Below are 25,350 nucleotides of genomic sequence, written 5' to 3'. Positions count from 1 at the left end.
GCCGCTGGTCAGCGCGTAGCGGCCGATGACCGGTCCGAAGTTCAGGCCCCACGCGGGATATCGCGGGTCCTCCCTGTCGACGAACTGCCAGGGGCTGGCTCCGTGAAACCGGATGCCGGAGGTGCCTGGGCGGTTGGTCGACGGGACGGTGAGGGGCTTCGGTGCGTCGTACGCCACGCCGTCGTCGCTACCCGCCTCGCGGCGAGCAGCGCTGTAAATCCATCCGGTCGTCGCCCGCCAGAGGAGGCCAGGGATACCGCCACCATCCATATCGACGTATGCCATGCCGTCCGCGATCGCCATCGGCGGCAGAACCACGTTGCCTACGCAGCCCTGTGCAGGATCGAAGTCGGTCCAGCTGAACGTGACCGGTGGGATCGACTGAGGCGCGGCTCCCCTGGCGTACGCTGTCCATCCACATCGCACGAGCAGCGAGAAACGCTTCGATACGTCGTACGTCAGCAGCAGTCGCCGCACGAGCACGGGGGCGGGGCCCAGCTCGGGGATATGGTGAAACATCAATACCTGACGACAGAGGCGATGCGTCCGGCACTCGAAGCCATAGGTCGTATCGCTGACCGGGTCGTCACGCACGGGCCACGGCTTCGTCGCCTCGTACGATGGGACCGAGGCTTCGTCGAAGGATCTCGATCCATAGTCGAACAGCAGTTCAAAGAAGGACGGCTCCACGGATGGTCCGGTTTCACGCCACGCAAGAAGCGTCTCGCTTCCCGACGGGTTGCCGTAACGGACGCGGGAAAGGTAGCGGGCAGCATGGCGGTCCCGGTCGTCCTCAGGTACGCCGAAGCCGTCTTCAGGCGCATACTCATACGTGGTACGCGCACCGAGCGCCGTGAGTGATTCCTGAATGTGCCACTCGGCTACGTGATCGGGCGCGGCAGGGTCGCAAAGTCGCGCATCGGGCCGCTTGCCGTAGACATGGACGCTGCCATCGGGCTCGAACAGCAGCCAGAAACCGGGGTCGTCGCCGCTCGACCAGCGTTCGAACCGGCAGAGGCTTCGATCAACACGAGGTACGTAGCGACGCACCGTGTAGGTCGTCGGCAGGGGCTGACCCCTGAATGTTCCGGTCGTGCGAATGCCGGCCGGACACAGCGGCTCGTTGTCGGGACCAAGACAGATGTCGGATCCGTCGAAGCGAGGCAACCCGTGTGAGGGGTCGATACGGAAACACGAAAGCGCCAGGTTCCAGCCCACGCCGAACAGGCCATTTCTCCGGCTGCCCCCATAGACAAGGGAAAGGCCCGGCGCGCCTCGGGCATCGGTGACGGGCAGCGGCAGCGTCATGCTTGCGGTTCCGCTGTTATCCGGGCCCGCCCAATCGAGCACGACAGGCGGTTCGACAATGGGGCCGCCAAGCGGCTGGTCTCGCACTACTCCCCATCCCTGGGTCATGTCGTGCTCCTCATGAATCGCCCGGTGCCATCCATACAGAGCTGGCGGATGACAAGCGTGATGAACTTCGACGTGTTCGGGCAGAGTCCGTCGGTGACATCGGGCTCCCGCCGCTGCCGATCGATCCCAGCGACGATCGGGAACTGCGAAGCGAATACCTCGATGCCGGAGTCGACGCGATGATCAGGCTGGGAGACATGGGATCGACGTCCGACCCCGTCGATGTCGGCGGACGGCCACGGGGATCGTGTAGCTCGACCTCTCTCGCTGCACGCAGGTTAGTGTTGCCGATGGTGGCGATGTGTCCTCGAATATGCGGGTGCGGCACGCGCGTCATGGTCATATGCTGCTGGTAGTGGATGCGCCAGCGATCCGTATATTCCATGAACGCAAAGCCTGAAATATATTCCGTGCCCAGATTGTTCCGGGCGAGGCGACCCCCTCCGCGGTAGTCGGGCCTTGCTTCGAAAGCATAGTGCGCGTAGCTCATCATGCCCGCGACACCGAACCCTGGCAGCGGCTCCGTCGCGTCGGGCTGGACGTGCCGGTTGAATTCCTCGTATTCGTGACCGCCTGACACATGGAAGATCCGGTACGTGCTCTCATCGGTTTGCCATGCCACGAGTGAGCAGCCACTGAAATCCGGGGTGAGAAGCACGCGTGGCTGGGTGCCGTCCGGATGAGCGGGTATAACGGTGCTGCCGCCCTGTGCGACGAAATACGCCTGGAAGCTGTGCCGAGGGTCCAGCCGTAAGTGATCGCCGCTCTGGAGTTGAGGATTGGATCCGAATACCTCGCTCGATCGAGCGATTGTCAGCACACTCGTCTCGGCCAGGCCTGCGCGCGTGGACGGGTCGGTGATTTCGGGGGGGACGGGCGCGCGCGTGACGGTCGATTGCACCATGACGAAGTTGTCTATACCAGCGTCGCCCGAGGCGTGCAGGATCCTCGGCCGACCGCCAGATGGCAACATCTCAATGTTGGACAGCGGAGTCGCGTTCCAGCTGCGGAACGAAAAAGTGGACCGCGCTGCTGGCCATGACATTGTCGCGGCGCCGGTGACCTGTTGAATGGGTGAGGTGCCGTCGATCGCTACGCCTCTGACCGGGTTACGCTCGCCTCTTTCTGTGGGTACCTGTCTGAGCATCCTCGGTGGCCGCCCGACTCGCCCGACTCGTCCGCGCGCCGGGCGGGTCTCCGCCGGCCGCCTGGTGTTTTCGCGACCATGCCCCGTCGGAACCGGCACCCGGCCGTCGGCATCACGGAGGGAGAGCGGCGCATTGCGAACCATGCGATAGCGGTTGCTGCCATCGATATCGCCGGCGGGGTCAGGGCTGGTCCACCGGTGCTGCCAGGGCATGTAATAGCGCGCACCGTAGTCGTAGAGGCCGGTGGAATCCCGTGTTTCACCGGAATACCGGCAGTCGTCCGGCTGCGCGTCGTTTGCCGTGCGTGCTGCATGGATCGACGTTCCGCCGAAGGGATAGTATTCCTCGAAGAGTGTGACGCCACCGGCCTGATCGAGCACGGTCGATGCGTGCAGGGGATGCGCCTCCAGATGAAATCGCATCTCCAGCGAAGATGCGTCGCCGATGCGGTAGGCGAAGCGGGCAACGCTGTCAGCCGCATACATCGTAGCCACCGATCGCGTGCTGCCGCCGCCCGAATGCAGCTCCAGACCCGGCAGGTAAACCACGCGCGCCGACCCCTCCCGCTTTCGGAGCCTGCGGCCGTCAGCTGCGTAGGTGTAATGTTCCGGCGTCGGTGCGACGACCTCCTGGAGACGGCCCTGCACGTTCCAGAGCAACGCTGGGCCAGTGGGCGCGAGCGCCAGCATATGCCCCGCGCCGTCGAAGCGCGCATCGACATCCTCCGGACATAGCCCGGGCTCAGCCGGCACCGAGCGATTGGAAAGGGGGGCGATGGTCATGCGTTGCGTATAGCTGGCACTCTCGTCTCCCTCCACCGAATGCATGATGCTCGTGATATTGCCGTTGGCGTCGTAGTCGAAGGCTCGCGAGTAAGCGCGCGGAAGAGTTTCGCCGGCATCGGGAGGCAGTGTCAGCGGAGGTGGGAGATCGGGCCCGCGTCCGGCAGCGTCCTGCTCGCGGCCGGTGGCTTCGACAAGTTGACCCGTGCTGTCATAGCGGAACGACCGGTGAGTCGTTTCACTTCCGGCGAAAGGAGCGCTCGCGTCGTCGATGCGGATCACCGTCCCGGCAGGATCGTAACGAAACGTACGGTCCACGACGATCCGGCCGTCGGGCATGACCGCGCGAGTTCTCGTGAGGCGACCATCTCTGGCATCGTGGTCTTGTGTGCACAGGATTTCTCCCGGCCCGACGCGGGACGCGAGCAGGCCATCGGCTTCGTAGCGGAGACTCGTCGCCACGTCGTAATCGCCACCACCTGCCGCGTTGGCGACGAAGGATGCGGCAGCCAGCCGCCCTGCGACGTCGTACGCGAATTGCCTCGCGTTGCCTTGCGCGTCGATCAGCGCAAGAGGCTGCCCCAGGGCATCGTACTGCGCCGTGGTCAGATAGGCGGTGCTTTCGAGTTGGCCGCCGTCTCCGCTTGCGGGCCAGTCGGCCTCGTCGCTAACGATGATCCGGCGCTCCGTCGCCTGGACTTCACCGGTGAGTGCCGCACGCGAAACCACCTCGCTTCCTCCCGCATCGAACGTGGCGGCGGGAAAACCCGCCAGATTGGCCTCGCGCCGTGCGATGGAGGGCGTCGTGTAATCGACGCGCATCACCCGGCGAACCTCCCCGGTTTCGCCGCTGCGCGAGTGCACGTCCGTGAGACGGCCTGCCCGGTCGCGAAGAAAGACATGCTCGTGGCCCAGAGCGTCGCGGATCCAGAGATCATCACCGGTGTCGGCGCCAACCCGCCACCATTCCCCGGCATCCGCGCTCCACGAACGCGTGCCGCCGAGATGTGCGGACTCACGGCGCACAGCTTCGTCGCGCCCCACCGAGCGGGCGTCGTAGTGACGCAAGGTGCGGCCGGCGGCGTCCGCGTCACGCCTCGTCAGCTGAAGAACGGGCGCGTCGGTGACGCTGCGGCGAAGATATCGACACTCCCTCATCGGCCGCCCGTTTGTGCCGATGGCGATCAGTGACGGGGAGCCCGGATGCACCGACATATCGCTTTCGGCGGTGGCGTTTTCGTCTTCGTCAACGGTGTACCACGCGTGATAGCTGACCCGACGGATTCGCCCGACACCATCGGTTACGTGAATGATGCGATCGAGCGCGTCGTATCCGATGTGGGTAGCCGGTCCGGTGTTTCCGGCCGTGAAGCGCCAATCCGCGGATGTGTGCGCACGGCAGATCTGCAGCGCTTCTCCGGAGCCCGGCGCCGGTATGCGGGTGTGCTTCACCCAGTCAGCCGCGGTGTCCGTCGCGCTGCGCTGCGCCGTGCAGACGACCCGGCCCAGCCCGTCCCGGTGCCAGACGGTCTGTTGTACCTGCGAGGCGGGATCCCCGGGATAACGGTCCGCGGTAAGTCTCACGACATGCGCCGGCGCTTCCGATGCGTAACGGAACACTTCCGCGACGTTCCCCAGTGTGCTTTTCGCCGCGGCGAGTGCGGCAGACGGTCGTCTGTCCAAGGGGACGGACCAGTCTTCGAGCGATTCAAATCCGACCTCGACGCTGCGCCCGCCGCTGTCGTGCTCGCTACCGTGAAAACTGGTGGCCAGCACTCGACCCGATGCATCGAACGCCGTCTCATGCACGTTGTCATTCGCGTCCACGACCCGCCGGGGCAGGAGTGCCCGGTAGTCGTAGCTTGCCTCCATGTGCAAATCGCCGGGACAGGTCCAGCCCGTTACGAATAAGCCGGCCTCATCGCGTACGAATGTGACGGCATCTGTCGTCGCGCAGGCCGCATGGCGGATAACGGCGAAGCAGTCGTCCTCTGAAGCGTAGTCGCACAGGTCGTGCTCAGTCGCCTGCAATGACTCGTTGTCGCCGAGCAGTGATGCGACGAGGGGGCGCCAACCACCGCGCGCGAGATGTTCGTCCAGCGCAGTCGGGTCCAGTACCAGGCGGCATTCGGCCAGAGCCTCCTCATCCATGCCGGCGATAAGCATCGATCGTGGAAGCGGGGGAAAGGCCGGCGGTACCGCCGGATCCGATGCGTAAACTACCCGGGTAAGTGTGACCAGCCGGACGTCATCGTTGGGCGCGAATGTCGGGTCCCGCGCGAACGTCTCGTAACGCATGTCATGTTCGCTCAGGTTGTCATTTGCGACGAACGAGGCATGCACCCGCGTTTCGGATGGCACCCTGAGGCAGTACGCGTCGGGATCGGTGAGGTGCCACCAGGTTCGTCGTGTAAGGGTGACGTGATGACGCTCCTGGCTCCTGTCGTGTGAGTCTTCCCAAAGCCTCTGTTTTTCCGGCTGGCTATACGGTGAAGCTGCGTTGCGTCGTGAACACGCGATCTCGATAACGAGGCCAGGGCAGCCGTGTACGTCGTTGTCGAGGGCGAAGCTGTGCAGGCGACGGGGGTCGACAGGGCTGTCCTCATAGTCGTAGGTCAGTATTTCGATCGGCAGGCACGACGAGGTGGCGGGGGATCCATCGTCTTCCTGACGTAGTTGCCTGACGAGATAGCGCCATTCCACTACCTTCAGGGGCGTGCTCCGCACCGAGGTGTCGCTTACGGTAAACACTTCGTAACGTCGTTCGAGACCTGCCAGTGAGCGCCATCGATCCCCATCGGGGAAAGGGTCCGCAGGATCCATGATCACGTCGCCGTTTCCCGTCCAGCGGCTGAAGAGGTCCGGTCCCACACCGATGGCTTGAGCATCCGATACATCGAAGCCATCTCGACGGCTGTCGATATCCGCGTTCCCGACGTAGTTCCAGCGACGCGTCAGGACGTCGGATGTTAGGCCCGGCATCGCGGTACGCTGTTCACGGCGCTCCTGGCGAAAGGCGAAGCCGCGCATGCGGCGATCGATCGGATCGTAGTAGCCGTCCCTCCATTCGAAAGAGATGCGGTGCGAGGTTTGAAACGTGGCATCGAACGTTTCGATCATGCTTGTGGTGAGCAACGGGAACGGCAGGTGTGACGTCACGCACCTGCCCGCTGCCTTGTCATCCAGTGTGGTGTGTCCCGACGCCCGGTAAGTGACAGCGGTGGACGCCCCCCGATGATTGTCGGTGCCGCAGATGCGATGGGGTGGCACGTGGAAGAAGTCCATGCGCCAATGCCGTGGCTTGAGGCGGTTACCGACGTGCGGCAGGGAGATGATCGCGCTGATGCCGTCGCCGCGCGCAGGCGCGAACGATACGGTCCACGTGCGCTCGTAGCGTTGGCCGTCGGGCCACGCGTACGCGATGGCGGGTGCAAAACCGTGTCCCGAAAGATTGCGATACCAAAGAAGCGCCTTGCTGTCGCAGTAGAGGATGTCGGCTACGCCCTTGCCCTCGATGTCCGCGAAATGCAGGCGTGATCGCTCCAGTGCAATGCCGGGCAGATTGATCGTTCCGACATGGACGGCTTGCCCGAAATGGCCGTAGCCCAGGCCAGGCCAGCACTCCACGATGCCATCTTCATTGACGCGGACGAGCTGAGCCGTCCCTTTGCAAAGGACCGGTGCAAAGCCGACGTAGGTATTCGGGGAGGCCGCGAGTGGCAGCCCGTCGCTCTCGTGTGCGACTTTCCTTGCCCGGCCATACCCATGTCGATTCCGCGGCCACCAGATGACGGCATGGCTGGAGATCAGAAGCATGTCCATCTGGCCCGCACCGGTAAGATCGGCCCACTGAACGTCGTGATGCCGGAAGTCCATCGGAATCGATGGGAACGGTTGGAAGGCCGACCAGGTCCGATCGGAGCGCAGTGTGAAATAGCCGCGCAGTGCGGGATCGGCGACGATCCATGACAAGGCCCCGTCGGCGGTCACGTCCGCCAGCATCCGCCGCGCGGGCACGGCCGGCGGCGCACCGACGAAGACAGCCCCCTGGCTTGGGTGAACACTCGCATCGAAGCCTCTGATCGATGGCTGGATTGCCAGTGCCACCGGCGTGCCGTAGGTGATGGCATCCTCGCCACCTGTTGCGCGAACCGGCTCGCGGTAGGTCCATGTCTCGCACTCGCGGTTGAGAATGCCGGGAATGCCGTCGCCGTAGAGGTCGATCAGTGTTGCGCGGTATCCATCGTCGACGCCGGACGCACTGTCCAGGGGATGTGCGCTCGCATCGGCAGAATCGAAATCCGTCCAGGCGATATCCACCCGGGGCGATCGTTCGACGTCACCCTGCGCGCCGTAAGCCAGCGTTTGCAGCGAAGTCATACGGGTCAACCACGGCTGTTCGTCGTATTCGAACAGGACGCGCCGTACCAGGACGGGGTCGGGGCCGAGGGCGGGCAGTCGGTGGTATATCAGGAGCTGCCGGCAGAGACGAAGAGTGCGATGCTCGAAGCCATAGTCGACATCGCAAAAGGGATCCCGGCGTGTGGACCATGGACGGTCCTCGGCATAGGGTGGCCCGATGTCCGGGTCGAGCGTGCGTTGGCCGTAATCGAAAATCGCTTCAAAATAGAAGGTCAGCGGCTGTACGGGGGGTACGAACGCGAATGGCGCGAGGCTGCCTCGCCGATGCCCGTAGCGGATGTGGGAGAGGTATCGGGCGGCACATGTGTCGCGAGTGTCGGCGACGCCGTGGCCGTCCTCCGCGCGATAGCTGTAGACCGCATGCTCGCCGCGGGCCGTGACGCTCTCGCAAAGGAACCAGACGGCGATGTCGGACGGCCTGGCGGCCTTACGGAGTGTTGTCGTGTCGTCGTGGCCGTAGACGGCTATCGAGCCGTCAGCGGCATGTACGACCCAGAGCGGTGTCTTTCCTTCGGCACTCCACTGTTCTATCCGGTCCGACCGTGAGTCGACTTGCGGTCGATACCGGACCGCTTTCCAGGTATGCGGCAGCGCGATGCCGCCGATTTGGTCGACGGTGCGCGAGTCTGTGGCGACCAGTCGCTCGCCATCCGGACCGACGTAGCCATCCGAATCGTCAAACCGGGGCACGCCCTCGGTGGTGTCTCGTCGAATGGAGGGAACGGGGACGTGGAAGCCCAGACCGAACACACCGTTGCCCGCATCGCTGCCGTAAAAGAGGGCCAGTGAGGGCGAGGCATCGCGCCAGCGCGACAGAGGAAGAGGCAGCCTCAGTACCGAGGACCCAGTGCTCGAGACGGACCAGTCAATGCCCTCCGGCGGCGTATCCACACCCCCGACTACAGGGGTAGTCAGGCAGGCATACGGATCTGTCTGATAGTTGCCGACGTCCATGTGAAAACCCCCGGGCCATCGTGGCCCAGGGACAGTGTCGCGCCTGGATCGTTATCGAACCGTGAGCAACGCGTGCACCCTTTACTGCGACAGAATCTCCGCGATCACACCCGTCGTGATGGCGACCAGCAGCAGGTCGTTGTTATCGGCGCGCACCCAGTGATACCCACGTGGCGGCTCACGCAGGTGACGTTCGCGATAATCGTTCACGACGACCACACGACCGTCATAGCGGTGACCGCGCTCCCAGTGACCGCCCGGGCGCGGGTGCCAGTCGGCACGACGATCGTCGTGGCGGTCGTCCCGATGGTCGCGATGATCGTCGCGGTGGTCGTCGCGGTGGTCGTCATGATGATCGTTGCGATTGTCGTGATCGTCGCGGTGCCAGTCCTGCGGTGCCGGTGCAAAGGCGAAAGCCGGTGCGATCGCGCCAGCAGCGGCGATGCAGAACACCATTCTGGTGAGCATCTTCATGAGCGAGTCTCCGGTAAGCGCGCTTTAGCGAGTGGCGATGTCGAGGATGATGCCGGTCGCCACAGCGACGAGCAGAAAATCGTTGTTCTCGCGGACCCAGTGGTAGCCTCGCGGCGGCGGGCGCAGGCGGTAGCTGCCGTAGTCGTACACGACGACGTTGCGACCGGCGTAGCGGTGCCCGCGCTCCCAGTGGCCGTAGTACCGCGGCGGGGGCGGACGGTAGTAGTGATCCGGCCCGTGGTGATACCCGCCGTAGTAGCGCGGCGGCGGCGGGGGCGGCGGACGGTGACCGTGCCAGCCGTTGTCATGATGCCAGTCGCCACGGTCATGGCCGCGATCGTGCCCACGGTAGTCACCGTGGCGATCGTGATCGCGGTGGTCGTCGGCGAACGCCGCAGTCGTGGCGACCATGGCGAGCGCGGCAAAAGCGGTACGAAGCATCATTTTCATAGCCTGTCTCCTGGACGATCGTCTCGCCGTAACTTGCTACGGCCGATCGACGATTCGGATGCTATGAAGGGAAAGCTGAACGCAAAGTCTTACATTTTGAAAGGTTCACGAAAGCGTTCACTGTCGCGACAGCTATTGAACCGGTCGGTTCAGGAAATCGATCCCGGCCGGAACTCAAGTGTCAGATTTGACGGGCGTTCCGTCAGGAAGAGCGACGAACGCCGTTCAGGTGCGCGGGCAAGGATTTTTCCGCCCCGAACGACCAGAAGACGGGCCGCTTTCAGCCGGATGGCCTCGAAGGCGTCCCCCGCCTGCAGTAAAACGAAGTCCGCACGGTGGCCCGGCTGAATCCCGTAGCCTTCCAGCCCGAGGACGCGCGCGGCGTTGACCGTCACCGCGTCGAAGCAATGGGCGACGCCCCGGGTCGAGGTCATCTGCGCCACATGCAGGCCCATGTGTGCCACTTCCAGCATGTCGCCGGAGCCCATGCCGTACCAGGGATCCATCACGCAGTCGTGGCCGAACGCGACATTGACGCCCGCATCGAGCAACTCGGGGACGCGCGTCATGCCGCGACGCTTCGGGTAGGTGTCGTGCCTGCCTTGCAGGGTGATGTTGATGAGCGGATTGGCGATGGCATGCACGCCCGCCTCGGCGATCAGCGGCAGCAGCTTGGACACGTAGTAGTTGTCCATCGAATGCATCGAGGTGAGATGCGAACCGGTGACGCGATCCTGCAGGCCCGTGCGCACCGTTTCCGCCGCAAGCGTCTCGATATGCCGTGACAGCGGGTCGTCGGATTCGTCGCAATGCATGTCCACCCGCAGGCCACGTTCGGCGGCGAGTTCGCACAGCCAGCGGACGGATGCCGCGCCGTCGGCCATCGTGCGTTCGAAGTGCGGAATGCCGCCGACCACGTCCACACCCATGTCGAGGGCGCGGACCAGGTTGGCTTTCGCGGTCGGTGAACGGAGTAGCCCGTCCTGTGGGAAAGCGACCAGTTCGAGATGCAGGTAGGGAGCGACGCGGCGCTTCACCTCCAGCAGGGCCTCGGTCGCCAGCAGGCGGTCGTCACAGATGTCGACGTGGCTGCGGATGGCGAGCAGGCCCTGGGCCACCGCCATGTCGCAGTAGGCCATGGCGCGGTCGACCAGCGCCTGCTGCGTGAGGTCGGGCTTGAGTTCGCCCCACAGTGCGATGCCTTCGAGCAGGGTGCCGGAGGCGTTGAGGCGCGGCAGGCCCAGCGACAGCGTCGCATCCATGTGGAAATGCGCGTCGACGAACGGCGGGCTGACCAGACGGCCCTGCGCGTCGATCTCTTCGACGCCTTTTGCCGGAAGCGCCGGCTGGATCGCTGCGAATCGTCCGCCCTCGATGCCGATGTCGACGTCCTTGCGGCCGTCGGGAAGCGTGGCGTGACGGATGATGAGGTCCATGGTGGGTGCCGGTGTTTAAAGCAGGGATGATAACGGGCGGGTCGCTGGCGGGGTAATCGCTCGATCGGCCGCCTTCACGCAGGCCCGGCCCGGTTTTGGCACCATCACTTCCCCCATGAAGCTTTCCGACAAACTCGCCATCCTCGCCGACGCCGCGAAGTACGACGCGTCCTGCTCATCCAGCGGTGGCAAAGGCCGCAACTCGCTGAAAAGCGGGGGTATCGGCTCGACCGAAGGTATGGGCATCTGTCATGCGTACGCGCCGGACGGCCGCTGTATATCGCTGCTGAAGATCCTGCTCACCAATTTCTGCGTCTACGACTGCGTGTACTGCGTCAACCGGCGCAGCAGCAATGTGCCCCGAGCGCGCTTCACGGCCGAGGAAGTGGTCAATCTCACCCTCGAGTTCTACCGGCGCAATTACATCGAAGGCCTGTTTCTCTCGTCAGGCATCATCCAGTCGCCCGACTACACGATGGAGCAGCTGGTCCGCGTGGCACGTACGCTGCGCACCGAGCACAAGTTCGGCGGCTACATCCACCTCAAGACCATTCCCGACGCGTCACCTGAACTCATCGACGCCGCCGGTCGCTGGGCGGACCGCCTGAGCATCAACGTCGAGATGCCGACCGAAGGCGGCTTGAAGTCGCTGGCGCCGGAGAAACACCTGGGTGACATCCGCAGCGCGATGGGTCGCCTGCGCCTGTCCATCGACGAAGCCAAGGCGGAGAAGAAGGCGCCTCGCTTCGCGCCCGCCGGGCAGAGCACGCAGATGATCGTCGGTGCCGACGATGCCAGCGACCGCGACGTGCTCTCGGCCAGCACCAACCTGTATACGAATTACCGGCTGCGTCGCGTCTACTATTCGGCCTTCAGCCCGATCCCCGACGCGTCGAAGATCCTGCCGCTGAAGCCACCGCCGCTGGTACGCGAGCATCGCCTCTACCAGGCGGACTGGCTGATGCGCTTCTACGGCTTCGGCGCCGATGAGATCGCGCCGCCGGGCGACGACGGCATGCTGTCGCTCGACGTCGATCCGAAGCTGGCCTGGGCGCTTCGCCACCGCGATCAGTTCCCCGTCGATGTGAACCGCGCGCCACGCGAGACCTTGCTGCGCGTGCCTGGCCTTGGCGTCAAGACGGTCGACAAGATGATCGCGATGCGCGGGCACCGGCGTATCCGCTACGACGATCTCATTCGCCTGCGCGTGCCGGTGAAGAAAGTGGCACCCTTCGTCGAGACGGTCGATCACCGCCCGCGCGGGGATCACGAGAGCGTCGCGCTTCGCCGCGATCTGCGCGAGCCCTCGCAGCCGGATCTTTTCGGCTGATCATGCGCGTCGTTACGCTGGACGATCCGTCGGACTTCGACGAGTGGCGCGCCAAGGCGCGGGCGCTGTTGCTGGCCGACATCGAACCGTCCGAAGTGGACTGGGAAGGCGGCGGCGCCGGCGGATTGTTTGCCGGCGACGATTCGATTCCCGCGCCGGTGCGCACGAGCGTTCCCGCCGTCCCCCGCGACTTTCTGAATGTCGCCAGCGCCGTGCTGGCGCATACCGACAGGCGTCGCCACGCCACGCTCTATCGCATGCTGTGGCGGCTGGCGCACGGTGAGAAAGCCTTGCTGCGCATCGCGACCGATGACGATGTCGCCTGGGCTCACACCTGCGTGAAGCAGGTCAGCCGCGACATGCACAAGATGAAGGCGTTCGTGCGCTTTCGTGAAGTCCGGCATGGGGAGGACACGGTCTACGTCGCCTGGTTCGAGCCGTCGTTCGACATCGTCAAACGCGTCGCGCCATTTTTCGTGCGCCGCTTCACCGGCATGCACTGGTCCCTGCTGACGCCGTCACGCACGGCGCACTGGAATGGCGAGACGCTGTCGTTCGGGCCGGGTGCGAGCAGGGCGGATGCACCCACCGACGATGCGCTCGAAGATCTCTGGCGTACGTACTACGCGAGCATCTTCAATCCGGCCCGCTTGAAAGTGGATGCGATGCGTCGCGAGATGCCGGTGAAGTACTGGAAGAATCTGCCGGAAGCGAAGCTCATTCCGGGCCTGGTCCGCGACGCGTTACCGAGGATGCAGGCGATGGTCGACAAACAGCCGACGATTCCGAAGAAGAAAATCACGCCGCTGCAGAAAGCGGTCGCGGCGGCGCCCGAAGGCAGTATCACGGCGTTGCGCGCGCAGGCCCGCGAATGCCGCGCCTGTGACCTGTGGAAGCCTGCGACGCAGACGGTCTTCGGCGAAGGCCCGGTGCACGCGAAGGTGGTGGTGATCGGCGAGCAGCCGGGCGATCAGGAAGATCTCGCCGGGAAGCCATTCGTCGGGCCGGCGGGCAAGCTGTTCGACCGCGCGCTGGAAGAGGCGGGGATCGAGCGCGACCTGCTGTATGTCACCAATACGGTGAAGCACTTCAAGTTCGAGCCGCGCGGGAAGGTGCGGCTGCACAAGCGCGCCAACGCGGAGGAGCAGGCCGCGTGCCGGCCCTGGCTCGCGGCCGAGATTGATCGTGTCCAGCCCGAGGCCCTGGTCTGCCTAGGCGCCATGGCGGCTCAGGCGGTGTTCGGTTCGTCGTTCCGCCTGATGGCGCAACGTGGCGAGTGGATCGACCTGCCCGATGGACGGAAGGCGATGGCCACGGTGCACCCGTCGTATCTGCTGCGCTTGCCGGATGCCGAGGCGAGAGAGGCGGGGTATGCGGAGTTCGTGCGGGATCTGGGGTTGATGCGGGGGGTGTTGGGCTGAGGTCCGAGCATCGCGCGCAGGCGCGCTCCTACATGTGCACGGTGACCCACATGCCCGCGGTGACCTGCATGCCCGCGGTCGGAGCATCGCGCGCAGGCGCGCTCCTACATGTGCACGGTGATCTTGTAGGAGCGCGCCTGCGCGCGACCCACACCGCGACGACCGCCGGCGCGCCCCGCGCGCCGCCGGCCCGACGCGACACGTCACCCAGGCTTGAACTTCCTCAGCTTCTTCGGCACCGAAGCATTCTTCAGCGTCACATACATCGGCAGCCCATCGTCGCCATAGGGCGGGGGCACCTCGCCCACGATCAGCGGCGCCAGATACCGTCGCGCCGCCGCGGTGATCCCGAAGCCATCCTTCGACATGAAGTTCTTCGGCATCTTCTTCTCGTGATTGGCGATCTTGTCCAGCGGTGCCGCTTCGATCTTCCACTTATACGGCTCATCGGACACACGCACGATCACCGGCATGATCGCGTTGAGCCCCTCGGCGGCGTACTCCACCGCCTTCTTGCCCACCGCGTACGCCTGATCGACGTCGGTCTTGGACGCGACATGCCGTGCCGAGCGCTGCAGGTAGTCGGGCAACGCCCAGTGATACTTGTAGCCCAGCTTCTCGCGAACGAGAGTCGCCAGCACCGGTGCCGCACCGCCGAGCTGCGCATGGCCGAACGCATCGCGCGCGCCGGACTCGGCCAGGAATGTGCCCTCCGTGTTCTTCACCCCCTCGGATACCACGACCGTGCAGTAGCCGACTTTCTCGACCGTGGCCTGCACCTTGGCCAGAAACGCTTCGGGGTCGAACACGTTCTCCGGAAACAGGATGACGTGCGGCGCATCGTTGGGACCCGATCCCGCAAGGCCCGCCGCGGCGGCGATCCAGCCCGCGTGACGGCCCATCACCTCGATGATGAATACCTTGGTCGAGGTGTCGGCCATGGAGGCGACGTCCAGGCTCGCCTCGCGTACCGCGATGGCCGTGTACTTGGCCACGGAACCGAAGCCGGGGCAGGTATCGGTCACCACCAGGTCGTTGTCGATCGTTTTCGGAACGCCGATGCAGTTGACCTCGTAGCCCAGCGCCTGGCCGATCTTCGACACCTTGTTGGCCGTGTCGGCCGAGTCGTTGCCGCCGTTATAGAGAAAGGTGCGGATGTCGTGCGCCTTGAACACTTCGATCAGGCGCTCGTACTCGGCACGGTTCTCTTCCAGCGACTTGAGCTTGTAGCGGCAGGAGCCGAAGGCACCACCGGGGGTGTGCTTCAGGGCGGCGATGTTCGCCTTGGCTTCCTTCGTGGTGTCGATCAGCTCCTCGCGCAGCGCGCCGAGAATCCCGTTGCGCGCGGCATAGACGGGGATGCCCTTGTCCCGGGCGGTCTCGATGACGCCGGCGGCGGTGGCATTGATGACGGCGGAGACGCCGCCCGACTGGGCGTAGAGGATTTTGCCGGCGGCCATGCTTCGGGTCCTTCTGCGGGAGCGGAGCAGGGAGGGTAACGCGATGCGCGTCAAACCGCCCTACACCTGCGACATGTCGCCTGTTTGACGGCGTGGCGCCCCGCCCGTTACCTTGAGACCCATTTTCTTGTGTCCGGCGGCGGGGTTACCCCGCATGTCCGACGAACGGAGTATCAATGCGACTCGTGCTATTCGGCGCCCCCGGCTCCGGTAAAGGTACTCAGGCCACCCGCCTCAAGGAGCGCCTCGGCGTGCCGCACATCTCCACCGGCGATCTTCTGCGCGGTGAGATCAAGGCAGGCACCGAGCTCGGCCTCAAGGCCAAAGGCCTGATGGACGCCGGTCAGCTGCTGCCCGACGACATCATGCTCGGCATCATCGAGCACCGTCTGGGCGAGCCGGACGCCGGGCCGGGCTTCATCCTCGACGGCTACCCGCGCAACCTGGCCCAGGCCGACGCGCTGGACACCGTGCTGGCCCGTATCGGCCAGCCGCTGGACGTGGTGGTCAAGCTCGAGGTGCCCGACGCGGCCATCATCGGCCGCTGCGAAGTCCGTTTCGAGAAGGAAGGCCGTCCCGACGACAATCCGGACACGGTCAAGAAGCGTCTCGGCATCTATGCCGACCAGACCGCTCCGGTAGCCGACTTCTACAAGCAGCGCGGCAAGCTGCAGGTCGTCGACGGCGTCGGCGAACTCGACGAGGTCACCCAGCGCGTGCTGGATGTGCTGCCCGGTGGCGTCAAGGCCGCCAGCGCCTGACCCCCGTGCGCGTCCATATCCTCGGTATCTGCGGCACCTTCATGGGAGGGGTCGCCGCGCTGGCGCGTGAGCTCGGCCTGACGGTCGAGGGTTCGGACGCCAACGTCTACCCGCCCATGAGCACCCAGCTCGAGCAGCTCGGCATCGGTCTGATGCAGGGTTACAGGGCGGAGCATCTGCAGCCCGCGCCCGATCTGGTGGTGGTGGGCAACGCGATGACGCGCGGCAACCCGGCCGTCGAGTACATGCTCGACACGGGTATGCGCTACATCTCCGGCCCCCAATGGCTGGGCGAGACGCTGCTGGGCGGACGTGAGGTGCTGGCGGTCGCCGGCACCCACGGCAAGACCACGACCACCAGCTTGCTGGCGCATCTGCTCGAAGCCGCGGGCCAGTCGCCCGGGTTCCTGATCGGCGGTGTACCGGGTAACTTCGACGTGTCCGCGCGGCGTGGCACCGGTAAGCCCTTCGTGATCGAAGCCGACGAGTACGACTCGGCGTTCTTCGACAAGCGCTCCAAGTTCGTCCATTACCGCCCGCGCATCGCCATTCTCAACAACCTCGAATACGACCACGCGGATATCTTCCCGGACGTGGCCGCCATCCAGCGCCAGTTCCACCATCTCGTGCGGACGGTGCCCGGCAATGGCCGGCTGATCGTCAACGCCGAGGATCCGTATCTGGCCGAGGTGCTGGCCATGGGTGCGTGGACGCCGGTGGAAACCTTCGGTATCGACGCGGGCGACTGGCGCGCCCAGCTGATCGCCGCCGATGGCTCGCACTTCCGTGTGCGCCGTGGTGACACCGTGCTCGGCGAGATTCGCTGGGGTTCGCTCGGGCGTCACAACGTGATGAACGCGCTGGCCGCGCTGGCGGCAGCCACCGCCGCCGGTGCCGATCCCGTGGCGTTGCTGCCGGCCTTCGCCGATTTCGCCAGTGCCCGGCGGCGGATGGAGCTGATCGGCCAGGCAAAGGGCGTCACCGTTTACGACGACTTCGCCCATCACCCGACCGCCATTGCCACGACGCTGGCCGGCCTTCGTGCCAAAGTCGGCAAGGGTCGCATCGTCGTGGCACTCGAACCGCGCTCCAATTCGATGCGTCTCGGCGCGCATGCCGATGCGCTGGCGCCCTCGCTCGCCGATGCGGATCGTGTGGTGTTCCTGCATCGTCCCGAGCTGGCCTGGGACGCGGGCAAGGTGACCGGCGCACTCGGTGGCCGCGGAACCACCGCCTCCACCGTGGATGCCCTGATCGACGCACTGGTGGCCGAAGCGGCGGACGGCGACCAGGTCGTCTTCATGTCCAACGGTGGTTTCGAAGGAGCGCCCCGGCGCTTCTTCAACGCGCTGGACGCAGGTTAGACTCAGGGGCATGGCTGCCACCACGCCCGCACCCGATCTGCCGTTGTTTCCTCTGTCGAACGTCCTCTTTCCGGGCGGTCACCTGCAGCTGCGCATCTTCGAACCGCGCTACATCGACCTCGTACGCGAATGCTCGCGGACCGGTCGCGCGTTCGGCGTCTGCATGATTCTCGAGGGCCGTGAGGCGGGACAGCCCGCGGTGCCCGCCGCCGTCGGCACGCTGGCCACCATCACCGACTTTCATACCAGTGAGGACGGCCTGCTCGGCATCGTCGCCCAGGGCGGTCAGCGCTTTCGCGTCACCCGCACGCGCGTGCGTTCGGATGGCCAGGTGCGCGGGGACATCGCCCCGTGGGTCGACGAACCGAAGATGGAACTGCCGGCGGAATTCGGCTTGCTCGCGACGATCCTGGAGCGGCTCGCCGATCAGATGATGCCGCCGTGGCGTCATGACATGGCCGAGCGCGCCGACGACGCGAGTTGGGTCGGTTTTCGCCTTTCCGAACTGTTGCCGCTGGATCCGAACGAATGCCAGCACATGCTCGAACTCGACGATCCGCTGCAACGCCTGGCCGAATTGCGTGACATCCTCCCGCGCTTCCAGCGCCCCTAAGGGTTACCACCATGACATCGCTGAAGGGCAAGACGCTGTTCATCACCGGCGCGTCGCGCGGTATCGGGCTGGCGATCGCGAAGCGCGCGGCCCGTGACGGCGCCAACATCGTCATCGCGGCCAAGAGCAGCGTGGCCAATCCGAAGCTGCCGGGAACCATCCACAGCGCAGCCGCCGAGATCGAAGCGGAAGGTGGCGTGGCGCTGCCGCTGAAAGTGGACATCCGTGAGGAATCCGAGGTGCGCATGGCGGCGGCTACGGCAGCCGAGCGCTTTGGCGGCATCGACATCGTGGTGAACAACGCCAGCGCGATATGGCTCAAGGGTGTCGAAGACACGCCGATGAAACGCTTCGACCTGATGCACGAGGTGAACACCCGCGGCACGTTCCTGGTGACGCAGGCCTGCCTGCCGTACCTGAAAGAAGCCGCGAATCCGCACGTGCTGATGCTGTCGCCTCCGCCTAGCATCGACCCGACGTGGTACGCGCCGCATGTGGCCTACACGATCGCCAAGTTCGGCATGAGCCTTTGTGTCCTGGGTATGGCGCCCGAGTTCGCGCCGATGGGTATCGCCGTCAATGCCTTGTGGCCCCGGACGGTGATCGCCACGGCGGCCATCGCCATGATCGATGGCGTCCGCCCGCAGAACTGCCGCACGCCCGCGATCGTGGCAGATGCGGCGCATGCCATCCTGACGCAGCCTTCCCGTGATTACACCGGGCACTTCGTCATCGATGAAGACATCCTTCGCGAGCAGGGTGTCACCGACTTCGACCGCTACGCCGTGGTGCCCGGCGAACCGCTGCTGCCCGATTTGTTTCTGTAGCTACCGCGACAGCTATTCCGCGGCGTCACGAGAGCTAGCCCGTTTGGCGTATGGCCGCTTCCGGCAGGCGGCGGTACCGTCTCTCCCTGTCGCCGCCGGCTGACAACCGAGTGGCGATGTGGGGCTTGTCGGCCAGCAGGGGGTGCCGGCGGCGGGTCCGGTCATGAATCCGCGAGAGCCGGCAGCAGGCCACGTATCGTGTGAGGAGCAGGCATGTCGCGCGGGGAAATGACGGGTCGCTGTGTCGTCTGGGTGGGCAGGCCGAGCGTCGAGGAACACTTTGGTCTGATCCGGGCGGGATGGCGTACGTTGGTGGCCGATCCCGGTCGTGTGGGCGGCGACCTGCCCGAATGCGGCGAGACGGCCGTCGCCGTGGTCGACCTGCGTTCGGTGGCTCCTGAAGCCCTGAAACTCCTGCGCGAACTGCAGCGGTCGCATCCCGGCATGCCCTGGATCGGGCTCACCGGTCCACACACGCCCTCCAGCGACCCTGCCGTCCGGCTCGCCTTGCCCTGCGCGCTCGAACTCATCGACGGTGCGTCGTCGTTCGCCGCCCTGCGCCAGGCGCTGCTCAGGGTGCCGTATGAGGGTGGTCTCGATCCGCCGGACGAGCGCCCCACCGTAATGACCGGCGACAGCCCGGCCATTCGCGCACTGTCACAGAACATTCGAAAATTCGCGCCGGTCGAACTCCCGCTCCTCATTACGGGCGAGACAGGCACCGGCAAGGAAATGGCCGCCCGCGCCCTGCATCAACTCTCCGGCCGTCACGGAAAGCCGTTCGCCGCGATCAATTGCGGTGCGCTGCCGGCCAACCTGGTCCAGTCGGAATTGTTCGGGCACGAGCGCGGTGCCTTCACCGGCGCGACGGCACGGCGTATCGGCCATTTCGAGGCGGCGGACGGCGGCACCGTATTTCTCGATGAGATCGGCGACCTTCCGCTGGATGCCCAGACCAATCTGCTGCGTGTGCTTCAGGAAGGAACGATCGATCGCGTCGGCAGCTGTCAGTCCGTGCATGTCGACGTCCGTGTGCTGGCCGCCACTCATGTGGACCTGGAAAAGGCCGTCGCCCAGGGCCGTTTCCGCGAGGACCTGTTCTACCGGCTCAACGTGCTCCGGCTGCGAATGCCGCCCCTGCGGGAGCGCGCCGGCGATATCGAGCTGCTCGCCCAGCATTTCCTCGACGCGTTCCGCGAAACCTATGGCACGCGCGCACGCGCCTTCAGTACCGCCGCGCGCAAGGCGATGAACGGCTTCCCGTGGCCGGGCAATGTCCGTGAGCTGATGAACCGCGTGCAGCGCGCCGCCGTCATCGCCGACGACGCCCTCATTACGCCCGAGGATCTCGAGCTGACGCCGGACGCGCCCGGCGGCGACCGGGACAGCCTCGGCAGCGCCCGGACCTCGGCCGAGCGCGAGGCGATCGTCGATTGTCTGCGCGCCAGTGCGTTCAACATCAGCGAATGCGCACGCCGTCTGCGTGTCTCCCGCGTCACCGTCTATCGCCTGTGCAAGAAGCACCAGCTGGCGCTCGACCAGCTGCGTTGATCCGTCAGCGGAGTGAAGAAAACTCCCGGTCCTCTGGGGGACCGGGAGTTCCCATTCGTCGCTCGGCTTGGCAGGGTCGTCGGGCGAACGAACATCGCGGGCTTCACAGGGCCTTGTCCCACAGGCAGCAAACGCCGTGCCACGTGGCAGGTGCTTTGATTCGCAAGGACTTTCCCATCGAGCTGCGGCGCGTGGCCGTTCAGCCGCTGAAGCGCCGTGTCACAGAGTCGTTGCACGCGCGGTACAGCCGATCATACGATGCGGGTTCGATGTCGGACCGCAGAGCGTACCGTGCGATTCCATCCGTATCTGTAAGGGTTCCGGCGCTGCGGCCGGGCCCGGGAGTTCGTTCCATGTCCTCGCATCCTGTCGATTCCTCCGATCTCATCGGCCTCGGCAAGCGCTACTGGCTGTCCGTTTATCGTCCACGCGACGTCGTCCTCGACCATGGGAAGGGCTCCCGCGTCTGGGATACCGAAGGCCGCGATTACCTCGATTTCGGTGCGGGCATCGCCGTCAATGCGCTGGGTCATCAGGACCCGGACCTCGTCGCCGCGCTGACTACGCAGGCCGGCAAGCTCTGGCACGCCAGCAATGTCTTCTGGACCGAGCCGCCGCTGCGCCTGGCCGAAGAACTGATCGAGCACGCCCCGTTCGCCGAGCGGGTCTTTCTCTGCAACTCCGGTACGGAGGCCAACGAGGCCGCCATCAAGCTGGTGCGCAAGTGGGCCACGTCGAAGGGCCGCCCGCCGGAAGAGCGCGTCATCATCACCTTCAAGGGCTCGTTTCACGGGCGCACGCTCGCGTCGGTGACGGCTACGGCGCAGCCGAAATACCAGGAAGGTTACGAGCCGTTGCCCGGTGGTTTCCGCTATGTGGCCTTCAACGACGTGCCCGCACTGGAAGAAGCGTTTGCGCAGGGTGGCGTGTCGGCGGTGATGCTGGAGCCGATTCAGGGCGAGGGCGGTGTGATGCCGGCCGAACCCGGTTTCCTCAAGGCCGTACGCGAGCTCTGCGACAAGCACGACGCCTTGCTGGTGCTGGATGAAATCCAGTCCGGCATGGGTCGGACGGGCACGCTGTTCGCCCACGCGCACGACCATGTCACGCCCGACATCGTCACGCTGGCCAAGGCGCTGGGCGCGGGCTTCCCGATCGGTGCGATGCTGGTCGGCCCCAAGGTCGCCGACATCATGCAGTTCGGTGCGCATGGCACCACGTTCGGCGGCAATCCGATGGCCGCCGCGGTGGCCCGCGTCGCGCTGAAGAAGATCTCGTCGCCCGCCGTGCTGCTCAACGTCGAACGCCAGGCCAACGACATCCGCGCCGGACTCAACAAGCTCAACCACGACCTGCACCTCTTCTCGGAAGTCCGTGGGCGTGGCCTGATGATCGGTGCGGTGCTCGGTGATGCCTATAAGGGCCGGGCGGGTGAAATCCTCGACCTTGCCGCCGCGCATGGTTTGCTGATTCTGCAAGCCGGCCCGGATGTGCTGCGCATCGTCCCGCCGTTGACCATCACCGACGAAGAAACCGCGGAAGGCCTCGAACGCCTCAGCGCGGCACTGCACGCCTTCACCAAAGAAGCGCAGGTCGCGTGAGCGATCCTGTCGATCCGGCCGGCCTTGCCGCCCGGATCGACGATGCTCTGCTCCGGCAGGAGCCAGCCCGCTGGCGAACCCTCACCCCGGCAAAAAACGAGTGAAGCCGTGCCCCGCATTTAACGCCAGACACGGCCTCCTCATGCGTTGCTCCGCAGATATCACAGCGAAGCAAACACCTCACCTGCCACCGCCACCGTCCCCGCGATGACATCGTCATCGTGCGCGCTGGACACAAACCCCGCCTCGAACGCCGACGGCGCCAGATACACCCCACGCTCCAGCATCCCGTGGAAGAAGCGGTTGAATGCGTCGACATCCGCCTTGGTCGCCTGCGCATAGCTCTCGACGGTTTCGTCCGTAAAGAACAACCCGAACATCCCACCCACGCGATTGACGCTGAAAGGCACACCGGCACGTTTCGCCGCGCCCAGGATGCCGTCGGTCAGCTTCACGGTGCGCGCCGCCAGATCGTCATGGAAGCCCGGCGCCTGGATCAGTTCAAGCATTGCCAGGCCGGCAGCCATCGCCACCGGATTACCCGACAAGGTGCCCGCCTGATAGATCGGGCCGGCCGGAGCGATCTGCTCCATCAGGTCGCGGCGGCCACCATAGGCACCGACCGGCATGCCGCCCCCGATGATCTTGCCGAAGCAGGTCAGGTCCGGCGTGATGCCGTAGTGCGCTTGCGCGCCGCCGAGAGCCACGCGAAAGCCGGTCATGACTTCGTCGAAAATGAGCAGCACGCCATGCTCGGTGCACAGGTCGCGCAAGGCCTGGAGGTAGCCTTCCTTCGGCGGAATGCAATTCATGTTGCCGGCGACCGGCTCGATGATCAGGGCGGCGATTTCCTTGCCTTCCTGTGTAAAGAGCAGGCGGGCGGCATCGATGTCGTTATAGGGGAGGGTGAGCGTCAGGTCGGCCGACGCCTTGGGCACGCCCGGCGAGGTCGGCACGCCGAAGGTCAGTGCGCCCGAACCGGCTTTCACCAGAAAGCTGTCGCCGTGACCGTGGTAGCAGCCTTCGAATTTGACGATCTTCGAGCGGCCGGTCGCACCACGCGCCAGGCGGATCGCGGACATCGTGGCTTCCGTACCCGAGTTGACCATGCGCACCATGTCGATCGACGGCACCAGGCCAACGATGGTCTCGGCCATGGTGACCTCGGCGGGGCAGGGCGTGCCGAACGACAGTCCGTTCTTCACGGCGCGCTCGACAGCCTCGCGCACGGCCGGATGGTTATGGCCGACGACCATGGGACCCCAGGAGCCGACGTAATCGATGTAGCGCTTGCCCTCGACGTCCCAGAGGAAGGGACCGTCAGCCCGGGCGGTGAAGAACGGCTCGCCCCCGACCGACCGGAAGGCGCGCACGGGCGAATTGACGCCGCCGGGCAGCAGTTTGCGGGCGCGGGCGAAGAGTTCCTGGTTGCTGGTCATTGAATGATTCCGGGACGTGAGTCGAAAAGATCGGCGAAGCGGCGCGTCGCGGCCTGGATATCGGTCGCGGCGAAAACGGCGGAGACCACGGCAAGGTAGTCGGCACCCGCTTCGATAAGGACCCGTCCATTGTCGGGGGTGATCCCGCCAATCGCCACGACCGGCAGGCCCAGGAGGGCGACCTGCGTCAAAACGTCGTGCGGGGCGACCGGGGCATGCGGCTTGGTGGTCGACGGGTACATGGCGCCGAAAGCCAGGTAGTCCGCCCCCTCTCCCGCCAGTTGCTTCGCCCGCTCGAGGGATCCGTAACAGGAGACACCGATGATGGCGTCCGGGCCCAGTTCCGCGCGGGCTTCGGCGATCGACACATCCTCGCGGCCCAGGTGCACCCCGCCGCCGGTGGCCAGGGCGAGCGGGACGTCGTCATTCACGATAAAGGGCACGTCGTGGAGGGCGCACAGACGGGAGATCTCGTCGGCCTCTCTGCGTCGGCGGTCCGCGTCGGTGGACTTGTCGCGGTACTGAAGCATGCGGGCGCCGCCGGCCAGCGCGGCCTCGACGGCGGCGAAAAGATCGTCGCGAGGGCCGTCGGTAATCACGTAAACGCCCTTGCCATGCGGGCGGTGTCGGAGGAGGGTGCTCATACAGGTCCTTCGGAATGTGACGGCGGCGCGCTACCGTCGCCGCGCCGGGGGTGACAGAATGGGGGACTTTCCCGTTTGACGACAGTACGCAAGCCATGAGCCAGAGCACTGAAACCACCCTTCGCAAATGGATGTGCGTCGTTTGCGGCTTCATCTACGACGAAGCCCTGGGCCTGCCGGATGAAGGCATCGAGCCGGGTACGCGCTGGGAGGATATCCCGGATACCTGGACCTGCCCCGACTGCGGCGTGACCAAGGACGATTTCGAGATGGTCGAGCTGGACTGACAGACGCCGCCGTGCTTGACGGATAGCGTCCGGCGATGGGGCTGACATCGTTTCGCCCCATTCCGCCTGCGATAACGCAGGAAACCCTGCTTCCATAGCTCCACGGCCGCGCAACGCGTGCCTATACGTGGAGGAAGCACTCATGCAGCGATTCATACCTTTCGAAGATCAGTGGGACGAGCTGGCCGCTCTGGATCCATCGCGGCTGTTGCCGTACCACGTCGACGTACCCTGTGAGCGCGGGCTGTCGTCCGATCAGCGCACCGTACCGGGATCGCCCTCGATGGTCAGTGTCTCGCCCAGCTTCAGCCCAAGCTTGCCCGCGGTGCCCGCCTTGAGCTCAAGCACGTATCGCGCGTACTGACCGCCGCTGGGATAGATCGCACAGGGATCGGCCTTGCAGGGCTGCGCGTTGAGCTGCATGGAGACCAGCTGGCGATCCTTGTTGAAGTAGAGGATGTCCAGCGGGATGAGGGTGTTCTTCATCCAGAACGCGCGTGGTTCGTCATCGACGAAGACGAAGAGCATGCTGTGATCGGCCGCGAGCTCGGTGCGATTCATCAATCCGAGCTCGCGCGACGCGTCGTCGGTGGCGAATTCGGTGGAGAACGTCTTGCCATGGAGCGTGACCGACGGGGCGGTCACGGCGTAAGCGCCGTGAGTAACGAAAAGCAATGCGATAAAGGCAGCGCGACGTAACATCAAAAGACACCTTATAAGTATGAGGAGATGGATTAAGTCTAGCGTGTGACTTTTTTTCAGAAAGATGTCGAAAACCCCTTCACAGATCGTCGATACGACCCTATACTTCTCTTCTGGTCGCGAACAAAGCAGCCCACGCGACAGTTCCTAAGTTCTTCTGCTTCACCAACAATCTCGAAAAAAAGTTTCACGAGGGTGTTGACGGAAACGAAAAACGATATAGAATGGGCGGCTCACTAGGACGAAACGTCCTGACGCCGAAAGCGAA

18 protein-coding genes are annotated in these 25,350 nt (G+C 65.1%); 10 read left to right on the top strand and 8 right to left on the bottom strand.

Annotated features, from left to right (window positions below):
* Positions 1-1,426 precede the first annotated feature (1,426 nt).
* A complete protein-coding gene (locus B5X73_RS03285; protein WP_254857224.1) occupies positions 1,427-7,162 on the bottom strand; it encodes a toxin TcdB middle/C-terminal domain-containing protein in 5,736 nt (1,911 codons plus the stop codon).
* Positions 7,163-7,402: 240 nt separating this feature from the next.
* Between B5X73_RS03285 and B5X73_RS21245 the strand changes: the two genes are divergently transcribed.
* A complete protein-coding gene (locus B5X73_RS21245; protein WP_254857230.1) occupies positions 7,403-8,314 on the top strand; it encodes a hypothetical protein in 912 nt (303 codons plus the stop codon).
* A 489-nt stretch (positions 8,315-8,803) separates the two neighbouring features.
* Here B5X73_RS21245 and B5X73_RS03280 read toward each other — a convergent pair whose 3' ends face one another.
* The 3 genes from B5X73_RS03280 to B5X73_RS03270 all read right to left on the bottom strand — a co-directional run bounded on the left by B5X73_RS03280 (position 8,804) and on the right by B5X73_RS03270 (position 11,082).
* Entirely contained in the window at positions 8,804-9,196 is a 393-nt protein-coding gene (locus B5X73_RS03280; protein ID WP_079520568.1) for an RcnB family protein, read from the bottom strand.
* Positions 9,197-9,220: 24 nt separating this feature from the next.
* The gene (locus tag B5X73_RS03275; protein ID WP_079520567.1) at positions 9,221-9,646 is read right to left on the bottom strand and encodes an RcnB family protein; all 426 of its coding nucleotides are present in this window, start codon (positions 9,644-9,646) and stop codon (positions 9,221-9,223) included.
* Between the two features lie 149 nt (positions 9,647-9,795).
* The gene (locus B5X73_RS03270) at positions 9,796-11,082 is read right to left on the bottom strand and encodes an amidohydrolase family protein (protein ID WP_079520566.1); all 1,287 of its coding nucleotides are present in this window, start codon (positions 11,080-11,082) and stop codon (positions 9,796-9,798) included.
* A gap of 115 nt (positions 11,083-11,197) precedes the next feature.
* On the opposite strand from B5X73_RS03270, the gene B5X73_RS03265 reads away from it, so the two are divergent.
* Both B5X73_RS03265 and B5X73_RS03260 read left to right on the top strand, forming a co-directional pair.
* Entirely contained in the window at positions 11,198-12,412 is a 1,215-nt protein-coding gene (locus tag B5X73_RS03265; protein WP_036116172.1) for a putative DNA modification/repair radical SAM protein, read from the top strand.
* Positions 12,413-12,414: 2 nt separating this feature from the next.
* Entirely contained in the window at positions 12,415-13,833 is a 1,419-nt protein-coding gene (locus B5X73_RS03260) for a UdgX family uracil-DNA binding protein (protein WP_079520565.1), read from the top strand.
* Positions 13,834-14,036: 203 nt separating this feature from the next.
* Here B5X73_RS03260 and B5X73_RS03255 read toward each other — a convergent pair whose 3' ends face one another.
* Complete coding sequence (locus tag B5X73_RS03255) at positions 14,037-15,293, bottom strand: 6-phosphofructokinase (protein WP_079520564.1); 1,257 nt, start codon at positions 15,291-15,293, stop codon at positions 14,037-14,039.
* A 176-nt stretch (positions 15,294-15,469) separates the two neighbouring features.
* On the opposite strand from B5X73_RS03255, the gene B5X73_RS03250 reads away from it, so the two are divergent.
* From B5X73_RS03250 to B5X73_RS03225, 6 genes are all read left to right on the top strand, one after another.
* Positions 15,470-16,054, top strand: coding sequence for an adenylate kinase (locus tag B5X73_RS03250; RefSeq protein WP_079520563.1), 585 nt, complete (start codon positions 15,470-15,472; stop codon positions 16,052-16,054).
* A gap of 5 nt (positions 16,055-16,059) precedes the next feature.
* Complete coding sequence (mpl, locus tag B5X73_RS03245; protein ID WP_079520562.1) at positions 16,060-17,418, top strand: UDP-N-acetylmuramate:L-alanyl-gamma-D-glutamyl-meso-diaminopimelate ligase; 1,359 nt, start codon at positions 16,060-16,062, stop codon at positions 17,416-17,418.
* 10 nt (positions 17,419-17,428) lie between these two features.
* Complete coding sequence (locus tag B5X73_RS03240) at positions 17,429-18,031, top strand: LON peptidase substrate-binding domain-containing protein (protein ID WP_079520561.1); 603 nt, start codon at positions 17,429-17,431, stop codon at positions 18,029-18,031.
* Between the two features lie 11 nt (positions 18,032-18,042).
* A complete protein-coding gene (locus B5X73_RS03235; RefSeq protein ID WP_079520560.1) occupies positions 18,043-18,858 on the top strand; it encodes an SDR family oxidoreductase in 816 nt (271 codons plus the stop codon).
* Positions 18,859-19,071: 213 nt separating this feature from the next.
* The gene (locus tag B5X73_RS03230) at positions 19,072-20,409 is read left to right on the top strand and encodes a sigma-54 interaction domain-containing protein (RefSeq protein WP_079520559.1); all 1,338 of its coding nucleotides are present in this window, start codon (positions 19,072-19,074) and stop codon (positions 20,407-20,409) included.
* Positions 20,410-20,762: 353 nt separating this feature from the next.
* Complete coding sequence (locus B5X73_RS03225; protein WP_079520558.1) at positions 20,763-22,010, top strand: acetylornithine/succinylornithine family transaminase; 1,248 nt, start codon at positions 20,763-20,765, stop codon at positions 22,008-22,010.
* A gap of 161 nt (positions 22,011-22,171) precedes the next feature.
* Here the strand turns inward: B5X73_RS03225 and hemL are convergent, their stop codons facing one another.
* Positions 22,172-23,449 carry a glutamate-1-semialdehyde 2,1-aminomutase gene (hemL, locus tag B5X73_RS03220; protein WP_079520557.1) on the bottom strand — a complete coding sequence of 426 codons (1,278 nt, stop codon included), beginning with the start codon at positions 23,447-23,449 and terminating at the stop codon, positions 22,172-22,174.
* Positions 23,446-24,093, bottom strand: coding sequence for a thiamine phosphate synthase (gene thiE, locus B5X73_RS03215; protein WP_079520556.1), 648 nt, complete (start codon positions 24,091-24,093; stop codon positions 23,446-23,448). Before thiE ends, hemL begins: the two co-directional genes overlap by 4 nt.
* 95 nt (positions 24,094-24,188) lie before the next feature.
* On the opposite strand from thiE, the gene B5X73_RS03210 reads away from it, so the two are divergent.
* Positions 24,189-24,380, top strand: a complete 192-nt coding sequence (locus B5X73_RS03210; RefSeq protein WP_036116149.1) for a rubredoxin — start codon at positions 24,189-24,191, stop codon at positions 24,378-24,380.
* A 255-nt stretch (positions 24,381-24,635) separates the two neighbouring features.
* Here B5X73_RS03210 and B5X73_RS03205 read toward each other — a convergent pair whose 3' ends face one another.
* The gene (locus tag B5X73_RS03205; RefSeq protein WP_254857211.1) at positions 24,636-25,025 is read right to left on the bottom strand and encodes a DUF192 domain-containing protein; all 390 of its coding nucleotides are present in this window, start codon (positions 25,023-25,025) and stop codon (positions 24,636-24,638) included.
* Positions 25,026-25,350 lie beyond the last annotated feature (325 nt).

The sequence above is a fragment of the Luteibacter sp. 22Crub2.1 genome, assembly GCF_900167995.1.
GTDB classification, from domain to species: domain Bacteria; phylum Pseudomonadota; class Gammaproteobacteria; order Xanthomonadales; family Rhodanobacteraceae; genus Luteibacter; species Luteibacter mycovicinus.
This window is presented reverse-complemented; position numbering and strand designations above follow the sequence as displayed.